Source organism: Porticoccus hydrocarbonoclasticus MCTG13d, from assembly GCF_000744735.1.
Taxonomy (GTDB): Bacteria; Pseudomonadota; Gammaproteobacteria; order Pseudomonadales; family Porticoccaceae; genus Porticoccus; species Porticoccus hydrocarbonoclasticus.
The window spans coordinates 477,205-491,496 of record NZ_JQMM01000001.1 but is presented as its reverse complement, the minus strand read 5'-3'; the positions used below and the strand labels follow the sequence as shown (position 1 = coordinate 491,496).

Genomic DNA, 14,292 nt, shown 5'->3' with positions numbered 1-14,292 from the left:
GTCGCGTCGCCGATAAAGGAGAATTCAGCTCAATGATTCGTGTGGCAATTAATGGTTATGGTCGAATAGGCCGTTCGGTCTTGCGGGCTCTCTATGAGTCCGGGTTCCGCGAACGCATCCAGGTCATTGCCATAAACGAACCAGCTGACTGCAAGACCATCGCCCACCTGACCAAATACGATTCCACCCATGGCCGTTTTCCCGGGACAGTAGAGGTTCTGGGCGATACCCTGACAGTCAATGGCGATGCCATTTCGGTCTATCACCGTGAGGATATTGCCAGCCTTCCCTGGGGTGAACTGGGAGTGGATGTGGTGCTGGAATGCAGCGGCACGTTCACTGATCGTCAGACTGCCGAGGGGCATCTGCGTTCGGGAGCAAAGAAAGTGTTGTTTTCCCAGCCGGCTGAAGCAACCGTTGATGCCACCATCGTGTTGGGTGTCAATGAGGGGATCCTGACCGGTGAAGAGACGGTAATATCCAATGCCTCCTGTTCCACCAATTGTGTGATCCCGGTGATTAAAACCCTCCAACGGGTGTTTGGAGTAGAGGGTGGGGTGATCACCACAATTCACTCGGCTATGAATGACCAGCCCGTTATCGATGCCTACCATCACACAGACTTGCGTAAAACCCGTGCTGCGATGCAATCCATTATTCCGGTGGACACCCAGTTGGCGCGAGGCATCGACCGCCTGCTGCCGGAACTCAAGGGCCGTTTTGAAGCTCAGGCCATGCGTGTTCCCACGTTGAATGTGTCTGCGATTGATCTTTCCATATTGCTCAATACAGACGTCGATGTCGCTACCATAAACCGGGTGCTGGCGGCTGCCGCTGACACTGAGCTGACCGGCATACTCGGTTATACCGAGGAGCCACTGGCCTCCTGTGATTTCAACCATGATCCACGCAGCGGTATCGTGGACGCGGGGCAGACCAGGGTCAGCCAACGGCATCTGGTGAAAGTGCTGCTCTGGTTTGATAACGAGTGGGGCTACGCCAACCGGATGGTGGAGCTGGTAAATCACTGGCTGTCCATTTCCGGGTCCAAATAACCTGAAATACAATAAGCAGAGACAGAGTAATCACCATGCCATTGAATGTACTCAAGATGACGGATCTGAACCTGACGGGCAAGAGGGTGCTGATTCGTGAAGACCTCAATGTCCCTGTCCGCAATGGTGTTGTTACATCCGATGCCAGATTGCGGGCAACGCTACCCACTATTGAATTGGCGCTCCAGGCCGGTGCCACGGTCATCCTGATGTCCCATCTTGGACGTCCGGTCGAAGGGCAGTTTGATGCCGAGTTTTCCTTGCAACCGGTGGCCGACCGGTTGGGTGTCTTGCTGGGGCGAGAGATACCGCTTGTTCGCGATTGGCAAAAGGGTATCGAGCAGGATGGGCAATTGATATTGCTGGAGAATGTGCGCTTTAACGCCGGCGAGAAAAAGGATGATGAGGTGCTGGCGAAAGCCTATGCATCGCTTTGTGATATTTTTGTCATGGATGCCTTCGGCACGGCTCATCGCGCCCAGGCTTCCACCCACGGTGTCGCAAAGTTTGCGCCACTGGCTTGCGCCGGCCCACTGCTGGCGGGCGAGCTGGAGGCACTGGAAAAAGCACTGGCCAATCCCGCTCGTCCGCTGGTGGCTATCGTCGGAGGTGCCAAGGTTTCCACGAAGCTGACCGTGCTTGAAACACTGTCAGAAAAAGTGGATCAGCTGATCGTCGGGGGTGGTATTGCCAATACCTTTCTCGCCGCGTCGGGACTACCTGTCGGCAAATCCCTTTGTGAGCACGATCTCCTGCCCGAGGCCAAACAGTTGATGTCCAAAACAAGCATTCCACTGCCCAGCGATGTGGTCGTCGCGGGCGAGTTTTCCGCCACGGCCGAAGCGACGCTGAAGGCGGTGGCGGATGTGGCGGAAGACGATATGATCCTTGATATTGGTCCGAATACCATCAAGGTGTTGACCGAAATACTCGAAGGTGCAGGTACAATTATCTGGAATGGCCCGGTGGGTGTTTTTGAGTTTGACCAGTTTGGTGCCGGAACCGAAGCCATCGCCAATGCCATTGCCGCCAATGACGGGTTTTCGATAGCGGGCGGTGGCGATACGCTGGCAGCAGTCGACAAATACGGCATTGCCGACAGGGTTTCCTACATTTCAACTGGTGGGGGAGCTTTTCTGGAATATGTGGAAGGTAAAACCCTGCCCGCAGTGGCGATGCTTGAGTCGCGTGCGACCTCTTGACGGCAGACCAGTTTTTCACGGCACCCGGTGAGTGCTGAAAAGCCATTCCCCGGCGGCAAGTAACCAAACAGGATGGAAGGATAATTACATGGCACTTATTTCACTGCGACAGTTGCTGGACCATGCTGCTGAGCACAGCTATGGCGTGCCGGCATTCAATGTCAACAACCTGGAACAGATGCGCGCCATTATGGAAGCCGCAGATCAGACGGATTCCCCGGTGATCGTGCAGGCTTCAGCCGGTGCGCGCAAATACGCCGGCGCGCCTTTTTTGCGTCACCTGATTCTGGCGGCGATTGAGGAGTTCCCCCATATACCGGTCTGCATGCATCAGGATCATGGCACCAGCCCGGCAATCTGCCAGCGGTCTATCCAGCTGGGCTTCAGCTCCGTGATGATGGATGGTTCCCTTCAGGAGGACGGCAAGACACCGGCCTCCTATGAGTACAATGTTGATGTCACTCGGCGTGTAGTTGACATGGCACATGCTGGCGGAGTTTCCGTCGAGGGTGAGCTGGGGTGTCTGGGTTCGCTGGAAACAGGTCAGGCCGGTGAGGAAGATGGTGTCGGTGCTGAGGGGATGTTGTCCCACGAACAGATGCTGACGGATCCAGAGGAAGCTGCGGATTTCGTGTCGCGAACTGCGGTTGATGCGTTGGCGATAGCCATTGGTACGTCCCATGGGGCATACAAGTTTTCCCGTCCGCCTACGGGCGATATCCTCGCTATCGAGCGAATCAAAGCGATTCACGCCCGGATCCCCAATACCCATCTGGTGATGCACGGGTCCTCCTCTGTGCCACAGGACTGGTTGGAAATCATTAATGAATTTGGCGGCGATATTGCGGAAACCTACGGTGTGCCTGTGGAGGAAATTGTTGAGGGTATCAAGTACGGGGTGCGCAAAATCAATATAGATACTGACTTGCGTCTGGCCTCTACGGGTGCCGTGCGCCGGTTTCTCGCGAGTCATAAATCCGAGTTTGATCCGCGCAAATACCTGAAGGCGAGCACGGATGCCATGAAAGAGATTTGTGTGGCCCGCTATGAGTCCTTCGGTACCGCGGGCAATGCCGGCAAAATCAGGCCCTACAACCTGGATAAAATGTCCGAGCGTTACCAGTCCGGCGAACTGGATCCCCAGGTCAATTAGGCAGACGGGGCAGAACAATGATCCCTAGTAAGTATCAGCATCTGGTGTTTGCCTTTTTTATGGCAGGGCTGATGTCCTGTCTGATGTCCCTGGTGATCAGTATTTTTAATGTCGGTCTGGTGGACAATATTCTGCAGATTTGGCTTCATGCATGGGGCTTTGCGTTTGTGGTTGCGTTCCCGGCGGTGCTGGTGGTGGCGCCCCTGGTGAGCAGGCTGGTCAGTCTGGTGATTAAAAAAGATGGGTGACAATCAGTTGCCCTGCGTGACTGACACTCGAGAGTCTTTGCATGATGCTCTGCTGGAACGCGTGAGCAGTGGTTTGTTGCCGCTGACATTTGACTCTGAGCAGGATCGGCGGGACAAGACGCCAGACGAAATGGCTTACCTGCGTCACTACGGGCTGATACCGCCAGACTCGTTGACGGTAGTCAGTCATTGCATGGGTACCTTCGCCTCCGGCGATTTCCAGCTCGCCACCCATTACTGGTTGCCGGAGCGTCCGCGTGGCACCTACCTGTTGGTGCATGGTTACTTTGATCATGTCGGGCTTTATGGCCATTTGATTCACTACCTGCTGCAGCGGGATTATGCTGTAGTGGCATTTGATCTGCCGGGGCATGGCCTGTCCAGTGGCGAGCGGGTCAGTATCGACAGTTTTGATCGTTACGTGGATGTGTTTTCCGACCTGTTACAAAAATGCGTGAGCAGTTTTCCCAGACCCTGGAAAGGGATTGGTCAAAGCACGGGAGGCGCTATTCTGATGAAGTATGTCATGGCGGCCAAACCCTACCACTACCCGAATGATCTCACTGCTGTCACTGTGCTGGCGCCGCTCATCCGGCCCAGGGAGTGGATGAAAAGCCTGCGTACCTACAAACTTTTTCACCGGGTACTGAAAAAAGTATCCCGGACATTCCGCCCCAATACCACCAACGAGGCATTTAACGAATTTCTGATCAACAATGATCCGTTACAGTACAACTACATTCCCATTGAGTGGGTGGCATCGATGAAGCGCTGGACAGAGGAATTTGCCGCCCTGCCGCCCAGTGACTACCCATTAAGGGTGGTTCAGGGCGATTGTGACGGCACGGTGGACTGGCGCTATAACGTGGCGTCGATCCGCAAAAAATTCCCCAATTTTGAACTGGTGTTGATTCCCGGTGCCCGGCACCATCTGGTCAATGAAGTCGATTACATGCGCGACCGGGTATTCAAGTCGCTCGGTGAGGGGTAGGCGGCAGAGTAGTGAGAAGAACCGGCAGACCCGACAGGTCGGTGTCCACCGGTCTCTGGTGAGATCCTAGAACAAAACCCGGCAGCGAATGGTGCCATCAATGGCCTTTAACGCCTTCAGTGCCACATCACTGTATTCCCTGTCCACGTCCAGCACCACATAGCCAACGGATTCATTGGTCTGCAAATATTGGCTGCTGATATTGATGTTGTTGTCTGAAAACACATGGTTGATGGCCGTCATAACGCCTGGCACATTGTGGTGTACATGCAACAAACGGTGGGCACCACTGTGGGAAGGCAGCGATACCTGGGGAAAGTTGACAGCGCTGATGGTGGCACCGGTATCGCTGTACCTGACCAGTTTCTCAGCGACTTCCAGGCCAATATTTTCCTGCGCTTCCTGGGTGGAGCCGCCAATGTGCGGTGTCAATATGACGTTGTCATACTTGCGCAGAGGCGATACAAATTCTTCCTGGTTGGACTTCGGCTCAACCGGGAAAACATCAATGGCTGCACCACCGAGTTGTTTGTTTTCCAGTCGGTCGCACAGTGCATCAATATCCACTACTTTGCCGCGAGCGGCATTGATCAGGATTGCGCCGGTTTTCATGGCAGCAAGCTGTTCTGCACGAATCATGTTGCGCGTGGCGGGGTTGTCGGGTACGTGGAGTGAAACCACATCGGCCAGTTCCAATAGCTCCCTGAGAGAACCGACCTGTTCAGCATTGCCTAGGGGGAGCTTGGTGACAACATCGTAAAACTTCACCCGCATGCCCATGGATTCGGCCATGACGCTGAGCTGACTGCCGATATTGCCGTAGCCAACAATGCCGAGGGTTTTACCTCGTACTTCGTGAGAGGCTGTGGCAGTCTTGAGCCAGTCACCGCGGTGGGCAGCAGCATTCTTTTCGGGAATGCCGCGCATCAGCATGATGGTCTCAGCAATAATCAATTCTGCGACACTGCGGGTATTGGAGTAGGGCGCGTTAAATACCACTATGCCGTGTTCTGTGGCTGCCTGCAGATCCACCTGATTGGTGCCGATGCAGAAACAGCCCACGCCGATCAACCGTCTGGCCGCTTCAAATACCTGGCGGTTGAGTTGGGTGCGGGAGCGAATCCCGACGAAGTGGAAGTCCCGGATTTTTTCGATCAGCTGTTCTTCTGACAGCGCCGCTTTAAGATACTCGACGTTGCTGTAGCCAGAAGCTTTGAGTGTCTCTACCGCAGAGGGATGCACGCCCTCAAGCAGGAGAAATTTGATCTTGGACTTATCGAGAGAAAAATTGACCATACACTCCTCGGTTGGGTGGCCCGTACTGCTACCTGAAAAAAAGGCGGCTATGATACCATGCACGCCCTTCGATAACTGCCCCTTTTTGTGGAGGTCCGCCAGATGACTGTTGCCCCCCCGGTCATTGAGAAATTACGTGAGATCGTCGGTCAGCAGCGTGTGCTGACGGATGAAACTTCATTTCAGCAGTACGGTGTCGATCGCACGACTCTCTGGACGCCGTCACCTGGCGTCGTGGTATTGCCGGGGAGCACCGAGGAGGTGCAGGCCATTATTCAGCTGGCCAATGCCGAGCGCATCGCAGTGGTTCCCTCAGGAGGCCGCACAGGCCTTAGTGGCGGCGCTGTGGCCCTGAACGGTGAGATCGTCCTGGTGCTGGACCGGATGAACGAGGTGGTGGCATTCAATGCCATTGATCGCAGTGTAACGGTGCAGGCGGGCATGATCACCCAGCAGTTGCAGGCGTTTGCCGAGCAACAGGGGTTGTTCTATCCGGTTGATTTCGCCTCGACCGGTTCCAGCCAGATTGGCGGCAATATTGCGACCAATGCCGGCGGTATCAAAGTCATTCGCTACGGCATGACCCGCAACTGGGTGCTTGGCCTGAAGGTGGTCAGTGGCAATGGCGATATCCTCGAGCTGAATCACGGCCTGGTGAAGAACAATACGGGTCTGGACTTCCGGCACCTGTTTATTGGTTCCGAGGGCACTTTGGGCATCATCACCGAGGCCACCATTGGGCTCACCCGGCCACCAAAGGAGTTGAGTGTGCTGGTGTTGGGGGTGGTGGATTTCCCCAGTATTATCGATGTCCTGAAAACCTACAACGATGGCATGGAGCTGACGGCCTTCGAATTCTTTACCCACAATGGTATGGAAAAAGTATTGGCCCACAGCGAGGTGCCCGCACCTTTTGAATCTGAAGCACCGTTTTATGCACTGGTGGAATTCGAGGCGCTGTCCGAGACTCAGCTGGATCAGGCGATGGCGCTGTTTGAAACCTGCGTCATGGAGGGCTGGGTACTTGATGGCGTCATCAGTCAGAGCCTCTCGCAGGCGGAGAATCTCTGGAAATTGCGCGAGGATATGTCGGAGACCCTGTCCCGCTGGAAGCCCTATAAAAATGATATCAGCGTGAATGTTTCGCGCATGCCGGAATTTCTCGCCGAGGTGGAATCACTGGCGGCCAGGGAATACCCGGACTTCGAGCTGGTCTGGTACGGCCATATCGGCGATGGCAATCTGCACCTGAACATTCTGAAACCGGATGACCTGCCTGTGGAGCAGTTCGCCGGACAATGCAGCGTGGCCAGCAAGCAGATCGCAGCGCTGGTGGGGCAATTCAACGGTAGTATCTCTGCCGAACACGGCGTCGGTTTGTTGAAAAAGGATTACCTTGAATACTCGCGCTCCGCCACAGAAGTGCAGTTGATGCGACAGGTCAAGCAGGTGTTCGACCCCAATGGCATCATGAATCCGGGCAAGATATTTGATGCAGTCTGACCAGAGGCTCCACTGATATCGGATGAGAATGTGCCGTCACAGCTAGGGTATGCGACGCGGCTTACCGTTTCGGACGGAACAGTGAAAAAGGCCGTGCCTCAAGCGAGCGGGTAGTTGAGGTATCTCACGCAAATGGTCTACATCTGCTATGTCTATCGGATCGTCAGGGGTTGGTTTGCACTCAGCGACAGAAAGGGGCTCGACAATGCATTACTTTGATCACTGTATTCATTTTGCTGATGGCCTTTCCGGGCAGATTCCCGCGGGCAAGGTGGTATGCGTGGGGCTTAATTACCGGGATCATATCAGCGAGATGAACAGCCAGCCCGGCGCCGAGCCGGTATTGTTCCTGAAGCCATCGACGGCGTTGGCATCTCTGGAACAACCGATTGCGATACCGACTACCCTGGGTGCCTGCCACCATGAGATAGAAATGGCGGTGCTGATTGGCGAACAACTGAGCCAGTGCAGCGAACAGGAGGCCGACGCTGCGATTGCCGGGGTTGGTGTGGCGCTGGATCTCACCCTGCGCGAGCTGCAATCGCAACTCAAACAGAAAGGGCTTCCCTGGGATAAGGCCAAGGCCTTTGATGGGGCCTGCCCCACTTCTGCATTTGTGGATCGTGCCCGGGTCACCGATCTGCAGGACTTGCCAATACGATTGACGGTCAATGGTGACTTGCGCCAGCAGAGCAGTACCGCCATGATGTTGACACCGGTTGCGCAGCTGATCGCCTATATCTCCGGTTTTTTTACGTTGATGCCTGGCGACATTGTCCTCACCGGCACGCCCGCCGGCGTTGGCCCTCTGGCCCCCGGTGACCAGCTTTTGGTAGAGTTGGGTGACCTGATTGCCGTGTCTACCGAAGTGGTGGCACGCTGATACGTGGCGACCGGCGTTCCATGCCGAATCCTTTCTCTTTTCGGTTTTGTGTGCCGGATCAAGTTTTCTATTATGGATAATTAAGGTGTAGTTATGACTATTTCTGTTGGCGACACTATTCCCGCTTTGACTCTCAAAACCCCGGGTGAAAAGGGTCCGGAAAATATCACCACTGATCATGTCTTCAAGGGTAAAAAGGTTGTGCTTTTTGCCGTGCCAGGGGCATTCACCCCCGGCTGCTCTCTCAGCCACCTGCCGGGTTATGTGACCCACGCGGATCGTATCAAGGCAAAAGGGGTCGATACCATTGTCTGTATGGCGGTCAATGACGCCTTTGTGTTGGGTGCCTGGAGCAAGGATCAGAATGCCGACGCGCTAATGATGCTGGCCGATGGCAATGGCGAATTCACCAAAAAAATGGGTCTCGAGATGGATGCCACTGGTCACGGTATGGGTATGCGCTGCCAGCGGTTTGCCCTGGTTGCAGAGGATGGGGTGGTGACTCATCTGGCGATAGAACCTGAGGGCAAGGTCGATGTCAGTGCCGCAGAAAAGATCCTTGAGGTCCTTTAGTTCAGTTTAATATCCTCTGGGTCAAAGCCCTCGGGAGGTTTTTTGGAGTGACGGGACATTGATTCCGCTGGGACGTTACCGACATTTCAAGGGTAACTTGTATGAGGTGACCGGTTTGGCCCGTCACAGTGAAACCGGTGACTGGCATGTGGTCTATCGGCCACTTTATGGCGAGAGCCAGCTGTGGGTTCGCCCGCTGGCCATGTTCGACGAGATGGTCGAACGGAATGGGGTAACGATGAAGCGGTTTGCATTCGTGGGCTTGAGCAACGAATAGTATTGCTGCTCTGAAGATAGCGGTTACCGGAACTCCCGGTTCTGCCAGTCAGTGCCTCGGCAGCTGTGGGCGACCGTCAAAATAATCGGTGCGGCGAATCAGCTCATCGGTAATCGCATTGATGAAAGCCGCCTCCAGATCACAGCCGGGTATTTCCGAGATACGCAAAATTTCCCAAAGCTTGGTGCTGGACAACATATCTACCCGGGTATCAATCCAGTGGTAAATACGTTCGCCGGAGCCTGTTACCTCAACAAAGAAGTTGGCGGCCTGTTCGCGCATCAAGTTGTTGATAGAGGGTTCGTTCTGTTTTGTTTGTTGTACCTTGTTCATGGCTTTTTCCTTTTCATTTCTTTTCATATTCGCTGACGAGGCTAGCAAGCCTCTATGTCAGAAAAATGAAGTTGCTGTGACAAATTGATGTCACCACAGCCAGGTCGGCCAGTCGTTTCATTACAATAAATCCATCTGGACATTTATTTCTGCAGGCAGCAAAGTACCCCCCTTTCAAAGCGAGGGGCGGATAACGGAAATGTCTTCAATTCTGTTTGAAAAGAAACGTGTGGATGTGAACCGTTTTGGTGTGCGCTTGATAGCCATACTGGTGGGGTTGTGTCTGTCATTTTACTGGCAGGCGTTGCCCTATTTTCAGCAGGACCTGGCGGCGGCTGTGTCATTGCACCACTGGCTGTTACCGGGACTCTTTTCGGCAGGGGCACTGCTGGCCTCGGGACTGGCATTATTTTTTATCCGTTTGGGTGATTGGCGGCGTTTGGTCTTGATTGGAGGGCTCGGCTCTGCCCTCGCCTTATCGGGAGCAGCTCTGGCCTCCGGCGCTCTGTGGCTGATGGTCTGCCATGGTCTGGCGGGTCTTTTTGCCGGTTTCGGGCTGAGTGTGGTGGTCAGTTGTCTGGGCGATACGGCGAAACCGGTCAGCAGTTTTGCCTGGGCACTTCTCGTCCAGGCCCTGACGGCTGCTGGGCTCACTTTTCTGGTGCCGTCGTTTGCACCGGGTATCGACCCCAAGCAGGTGCTATTGGCGCTGGCCGGGTTGGCATTCCTGACGGTATTGCTGAGCCGCCTGCTGCCCACCAGCGGCGCCAAACGTCTGAGTCTGCTCAGCAGTCGCAACAGTGAGGCCGACAAACAGTTGCTTCAGGTGGCAGTGGCCGGGTTGTTGATCTTTTTGGGGTGTGGCCTGTTCTGGTCGTCGCATCAACTGCAGTTTGAAACAGTGCAGCCGGTATTGGGGTTGGGTGCTTCGGCGATCATGCTTCTTTTGCTGGCCAGAGTCTGCGGTGCTTTGCTGAGCGCAGTTTTGGCGGCCCGCCTGGGTTTTTTGCTGCCCGTTGCTGTGGCGGGGGTGCTGGTGTTGGTGGCCGTTTTTTTATTGCAGGTTAAACCGGACAAAACCGGTTATCTCACGGCGTATGGTCTACTGGGTGCTGCCGGATTTTTTGTCGCAGCCTATGTGATGGGTTTACTGGCAAAACTGGACAGCAGTGGGCGGTTCTCACCACTGATTCTGGCTATACCCTTGCTTGCGATTGTGGGCGCGATGACAGTGTCAGAGATACTGGTCGGTGAGCAGTTCCTGCATTGGTTGCTGTGGTCAGGCATGGTGCTTTGGGGGCTGGGATTACTCTTGTATGCAAATGTTATTCGAACCAGCAGGCAACTACTCACAGACCACAATGTTGCCTCTTCATGAACGGCGATGACCAGCAGGATGTCACTCATGTTGCCAATCCTGAGGAGCAGCCGTTTTATCGGCTCGGCCCTGAGATTGTCATGGATGCAGTGGAGAGCATTGGTTATCACTGTGATGGGCGGCAATTCCCCCTCAATAGCTATGAAAATCGGGTTTACCAGATTGGCATAGAGGATCGTCAGCCGTTAATTGGCAAGTTTTATCGCCCCGGTCGCTGGAGCGACGATCAGATCCTCGAAGAGCACCAGTTCTGTTTTGAACTGGAAGCCCATGAGTTGCCCGTGGTGGCCCCCATTCGCGATGAGCGGGGGCGCAGCCTGTTCGAATACAAGGACTACCGTTTTGCGCTGTACCCGAGGAAAGGGGGGTATGGTCCAGAGCTGGATAATCTCGATAATCTCTATTTGCTGGGCAAATTGCTGGGACGTATCCACGCCGTGGGGGCCGTGCGCCCCTTTGTGTACCGGCCAACCCTGACCAGCAGGATTTTTGGCCATGAAGCCGCAGCACTGGTCAGCAAACAGTTTATTCCCTCCGAGCTAAAGGAAGCCTACGACTCACTGGTGAGGGATCTGCTCCAGGCAGTGGATCAAACGATTGCCAATGCCGGTTCCATCGACTATATCCGGGTTCATGGGGATTGCCATGCCGGTAATATCCTGTGGCGTGATGACAATGCACATTTTGTCGATCTGGACGATGCGCGAATGGCACCGGCCATTCAGGATATCTGGATGCTGCTGTCCGGGAGCCGGGATCGCCAGACAGCGCAATTATCGGAAATTATTGACGGCTACAATCAGTTCTTTGATTTTCACCCACGCGAATTGCAGCTGGTGGAAGCTTTTCGCTCACTGCGGATTATTCATCACGCGGCCTGGTTGGCGCGTCGCTGGAGCGATCCTGCCTTCCCCATGGGGTTTCCCTGGTTCAATACGGTGCGTTACTGGAGTGAACACATTCTTGAATTGCGCGAGCAGTTCGCCGCGATGGCAGAACCGCCCCTACAGGTGATGTAGCGCCGCTGACAGCAGTCAGCCCGGGTAGATGGTCTTGACGCCGGTCGATGTGCCGAGCATCAGGGCATCTGCCGGGCGCAGGGCAAACAGGCCATTGCAGACCACCCCGGTGATATTGTTGATCTGCTCTTCCAGTTTGCGTACCGGACTGATGGGGAAAAGGTGGTGTACGTCGAGAATGACGTTGCCATTATCTGTCACTACACCTTGCCGGTAGACCGGATCACCACCCAGCTTGACCAGTTCACGAGCCACATGACTGCGTGCCATGGGGATCACTTCCACCGGTAGTGGAAAGGTGCCCAGATGTTCGACCCACTTGGACTGGTCGGCAATACAGAGAAATTCGCGAGCCACCGCCGCAACGATTTTTTCGCGGGTGAGGGCGCCGCCGCCACCCTTGATCAGCTCCAGGTGGGGGTTTACCTCGTCGGCACCGTCCACATACAGGGTAATCTCATCGACACTGTTCAGGTCGTAGACGGGAATACCATGGCTCCGCAACCGCTCGGCTGAGGACTCGGAGCTGGCAACCGTACCCGTTATTTTGGCTTTGTGTTCTGCCAGCAAGTCGATATAGGCATTGGCCGTTGAGCCGGTACCAATGCCAATGGTGCTTTTGTCGTCGATGCGTTGCAAAGTGAATTCCACAGCGGCGGCGGCGACGGCCTGTTTCATGGCATCCTGGCTGTTCGATGGTGCGCTCATGGTTCTGTTTGCCCGATTTCAGAAGAGGCTGATTATACGGATCAACGGACGAAAAGACAGATAATCCCCCGCAGCGCTGGTGTTGTCAGAGGGGAAAATTTACTATTGCCCGTTGATAACCTAATTGGACAGTATCCAGAAAAATGCCACAAAACTACGTAAAACGTATCCTAAATGCCCGTATCTATGATCTGGTGGTGGAAACCCCGGTAGATGAGGCCGCACAATTGTCCCAGCGTCTCGGTAACCGGGTGCTACTGAAACGGGAAGATTTGCAACCGGTGTTTTCCTTTAAGTTGCGCGGGGCTTACAACAAGATGCTCTGCCTCACTGAAGAGCAACTCGCCAAAGGCGTGGTCGCTGCATCGGCGGGAAATCACGCCCAGGGCCTCGCCATGGCCGCCAAAAAACTGGGTGTCAAGGCAATCATTGTCATGCCGACCACCACACCACAGATCAAGGTCAATGCGGTACGGGCCCGTGGGGCAAAGGTCGTCCTGCAGGGTGACACCTATGATGAAGCCTCGGACTATGCGCTTAAGCTGGTGACGGAAAAGGGCATGACGTATATCCACCCGTTTGATGATCCCGATGTGATTGCCGGTCAGGGCACCATTGCGATGGAAATTTTACGGCAGGTATCCGGTCCGCTTGATGCGGTGTTCATTGCGGTTGGGGGTGGCGGTTTGGCGGCGGGGATGGCGGCATACATTAAGTATGTGCGACCTGAAGTCAAGGTGATCGCCGTGGAGCCGGAGGATGCGGCCTGTCTTGATGCCGCGATGAAAGCGGGTCGTCGGGTTCGCCTAAAGCATGTGGGGCTATTCGCCGACGGCGCGGCCGTGGCCCAGATCGGCAAGGAGCCCTTTCGGGTGCTCCGCAATAGCATTGATGAAGTGATTACCGTGTCGGTGGACGAGATCTGTTCGGCGATCAAGGATACCTTCGAGGATACCCGATCCATTTGTGAGCCCGCCGGGGCACTGGGTCTGGCCGGACTGAAAAAATATGTCGAGCGCACCGGTGTAAAAGGGCAGACGCTACTGGCGGTGGATTGTGGCGCCAATATCAATTTTGACAGGCTTCGCTATATCTCCGAGCGCACGGAAATCGGTGAAAAACGCGAGGCGATTCTGGCGGTGACGATTCCCGAACAACCGGGCAGCTTCAAGGCCTTTTGCACCTCTCTCAGCAAGCGCAACATTACCGAGTTCAACTACCGCATGGGCGATCCCGCCGAGGCCCATATCTTTGTCGGTGTGCAGGTCTCCGGTGATGAGGATCGTCAGCAACTGGTGGCGGATCTGACCGACAAGGGGTATCCGCTGGTGGATATGACTGACAACGAAATGGCCAAGCTGCACATTCGTCATATGGTCGGCGGCCGTGCGCCGGAGGCGACCGAAGAGGTGGTGTACCGCTTTGAGTTTCCCGAGCGGCCTGCAGCACTGATGAATTTCCTCAACCAGCTGGGTGGGCAGTGGAATATTTCCATGTTCCACTATCGCAACCACGGCGCTGCCTATGGACGGGTTCTGGTGGGCCTGCAGGTGCCATTGGGCGAACAGAAGCTGGTGAGTCAGTTCCTTGACCAGCTGGGTTACACCTGGAAGGAAGAGACCCAAAATCCCGCTTACCAGTTTTTTCTGAGCTAGCGTCTGGGGAAAATGGGG

General features: G+C 55.0%; 15 protein-coding genes. 12 read left to right on the top strand and 3 right to left on the bottom strand.

The annotated features are described in order from the left end of the window. Window positions 1-32: 32 nt before the first annotated feature. From U740_RS02400 to U740_RS02380, 5 genes are all read left to right on the top strand, one after another. Entirely contained in the window at window positions 33-1,055 is a 1,023-nt protein-coding gene (locus tag U740_RS02400; protein WP_036858732.1) for a glyceraldehyde 3-phosphate dehydrogenase NAD-binding domain-containing protein, read from the top strand. Window positions 1,056-1,090: 35 nt separating this feature from the next. Next, window positions 1,091-2,257, top strand: a complete 1,167-nt coding sequence (locus U740_RS02395) for a phosphoglycerate kinase (protein WP_272981595.1) — start codon at window positions 1,091-1,093, stop codon at window positions 2,255-2,257. A gap of 88 nt (window positions 2,258-2,345) precedes the next feature. Further along, window positions 2,346-3,410, top strand: a complete 1,065-nt coding sequence (gene fba, locus U740_RS02390; RefSeq protein WP_036858731.1) for a class II fructose-bisphosphate aldolase — start codon at window positions 2,346-2,348, stop codon at window positions 3,408-3,410. A gap of 17 nt (window positions 3,411-3,427) precedes the next feature. Then, a complete protein-coding gene (locus U740_RS02385) occupies window positions 3,428-3,658 on the top strand; it encodes a DUF2798 domain-containing protein (RefSeq protein ID WP_036858730.1) in 231 nt (76 codons plus the stop codon). After that, window positions 3,651-4,649 carry an alpha/beta hydrolase gene (locus tag U740_RS02380; RefSeq protein ID WP_051921138.1) on the top strand — a complete coding sequence of 333 codons (999 nt, stop codon included), beginning with the start codon at window positions 3,651-3,653 and terminating at the stop codon, window positions 4,647-4,649. Before U740_RS02385 ends, U740_RS02380 begins: the two co-directional genes overlap by 8 nt. A gap of 66 nt (window positions 4,650-4,715) precedes the next feature. On the opposite strand, the gene serA is transcribed toward U740_RS02380, so the two are convergent. Continuing rightward, window positions 4,716-5,945, bottom strand: coding sequence for a phosphoglycerate dehydrogenase (gene serA, locus U740_RS02375; RefSeq protein ID WP_036858729.1), 1,230 nt, complete (start codon window positions 5,943-5,945; stop codon window positions 4,716-4,718). A gap of 102 nt (window positions 5,946-6,047) precedes the next feature. Here serA and U740_RS02370 point away from each other — a divergent pair, with 102 nt between their 5' ends. From U740_RS02370 to U740_RS02355, 4 genes are all read left to right on the top strand, one after another. Next, window positions 6,048-7,448, top strand: coding sequence for an FAD-binding oxidoreductase (locus tag U740_RS02370; RefSeq protein ID WP_036858728.1), 1,401 nt, complete (start codon window positions 6,048-6,050; stop codon window positions 7,446-7,448). A gap of 205 nt (window positions 7,449-7,653) precedes the next feature. Further along, window positions 7,654-8,331, top strand: a complete 678-nt coding sequence (locus U740_RS02365) for a fumarylacetoacetate hydrolase family protein (RefSeq protein ID WP_081890809.1) — start codon at window positions 7,654-7,656, stop codon at window positions 8,329-8,331. Window positions 8,332-8,424: 93 nt separating this feature from the next. Then, on the top strand, window positions 8,425-8,904 hold the full coding sequence (locus U740_RS02360; protein WP_036858727.1) for a peroxiredoxin: 480 nt from the start codon (window positions 8,425-8,427) through the stop codon (window positions 8,902-8,904). Window positions 8,905-8,962: 58 nt separating this feature from the next. Beyond that, the gene (locus U740_RS02355) at window positions 8,963-9,181 is read left to right on the top strand and encodes a DUF1653 domain-containing protein (RefSeq protein WP_036858725.1); all 219 of its coding nucleotides are present in this window, start codon (window positions 8,963-8,965) and stop codon (window positions 9,179-9,181) included. A gap of 48 nt (window positions 9,182-9,229) precedes the next feature. On the opposite strand, the gene U740_RS02350 is transcribed toward U740_RS02355, so the two are convergent. Beyond that, window positions 9,230-9,514 (bottom strand): hypothetical protein, encoded by a 285-nt coding sequence (locus U740_RS02350; protein ID WP_152556773.1) that lies wholly within the window; start codon window positions 9,512-9,514, stop codon window positions 9,230-9,232. A gap of 199 nt (window positions 9,515-9,713) precedes the next feature. Here U740_RS02350 and U740_RS02345 point away from each other — a divergent pair, with 199 nt between their 5' ends. Together U740_RS02345 and U740_RS02340 are read left to right on the top strand one after the other, a co-directional pair. Then, a complete protein-coding gene (locus tag U740_RS02345; protein ID WP_036858722.1) occupies window positions 9,714-10,892 on the top strand; it encodes a hypothetical protein in 1,179 nt (392 codons plus the stop codon). Beyond that, entirely contained in the window at window positions 10,889-11,911 is a 1,023-nt protein-coding gene (locus tag U740_RS02340; protein ID WP_081890808.1) for a serine/threonine protein kinase, read from the top strand. Before U740_RS02345 ends, U740_RS02340 begins: the two co-directional genes overlap by 4 nt. A gap of 15 nt (window positions 11,912-11,926) precedes the next feature. Here the strand turns inward: U740_RS02340 and rpiA are convergent, their stop codons facing one another. Further along, window positions 11,927-12,619 carry a ribose-5-phosphate isomerase RpiA gene (gene rpiA, locus U740_RS02335; protein WP_036858721.1) on the bottom strand — a complete coding sequence of 231 codons (693 nt, stop codon included), beginning with the start codon at window positions 12,617-12,619 and terminating at the stop codon, window positions 11,927-11,929. 143 nt (window positions 12,620-12,762) lie between these two features. On the opposite strand from rpiA, the gene ilvA reads away from it, so the two are divergent. Next, the gene (ilvA, locus tag U740_RS02330; protein WP_036858720.1) at window positions 12,763-14,274 is read left to right on the top strand and encodes a threonine ammonia-lyase, biosynthetic; all 1,512 of its coding nucleotides are present in this window, start codon (window positions 12,763-12,765) and stop codon (window positions 14,272-14,274) included. Window positions 14,275-14,292 lie beyond the last annotated feature (18 nt).

Bases quoted from the DNA above. Each gene is read 5' to 3' on its own strand.
- U740_RS02345 (WP_036858722.1), top strand. From the start codon at position 9,714: ATGTCTTCAATTCTGTTTGAAAAGAAACGTGTGGATGTGAACCGTTTT.
- rpiA (WP_036858721.1), bottom strand. From the start codon at position 12,619: ATGAGCGCACCATCGAACAGCCAGGATGCCATGAAACAGGCCGTCGCC.
- serA (WP_036858729.1), bottom strand. From the start codon at position 5,945: ATGGTCAATTTTTCTCTCGATAAGTCCAAGATCAAATTTCTCCTGCTT.
- U740_RS02380 (WP_051921138.1), top strand. From the start codon at position 3,651: ATGGGTGACAATCAGTTGCCCTGCGTGACTGACACTCGAGAGTCTTTG.
- U740_RS02400 (WP_036858732.1), top strand. From the start codon at position 33: ATGATTCGTGTGGCAATTAATGGTTATGGTCGAATAGGCCGTTCGGTC.
- U740_RS02360 (WP_036858727.1), top strand. From the start codon at position 8,425: ATGACTATTTCTGTTGGCGACACTATTCCCGCTTTGACTCTCAAAACC.
- ilvA (WP_036858720.1), top strand. From the start codon at position 12,763: ATGCCACAAAACTACGTAAAACGTATCCTAAATGCCCGTATCTATGAT.
- U740_RS02395 (WP_272981595.1), top strand. From the start codon at position 1,091: ATGCCATTGAATGTACTCAAGATGACGGATCTGAACCTGACGGGCAAG.
- U740_RS02365 (WP_081890809.1), top strand. From the start codon at position 7,654: ATGCATTACTTTGATCACTGTATTCATTTTGCTGATGGCCTTTCCGGG.
- U740_RS02350 (WP_152556773.1), bottom strand. From the start codon at position 9,514: ATGAACAAGGTACAACAAACAAAACAGAACGAACCCTCTATCAACAAC.
- U740_RS02385 (WP_036858730.1), top strand. From the start codon at position 3,428: ATGATCCCTAGTAAGTATCAGCATCTGGTGTTTGCCTTTTTTATGGCA.
- U740_RS02340 (WP_081890808.1), top strand. From the start codon at position 10,889: ATGAACGGCGATGACCAGCAGGATGTCACTCATGTTGCCAATCCTGAG.
- U740_RS02370 (WP_036858728.1), top strand. From the start codon at position 6,048: ATGACTGTTGCCCCCCCGGTCATTGAGAAATTACGTGAGATCGTCGGT.
- fba (WP_036858731.1), top strand. From the start codon at position 2,346: ATGGCACTTATTTCACTGCGACAGTTGCTGGACCATGCTGCTGAGCAC.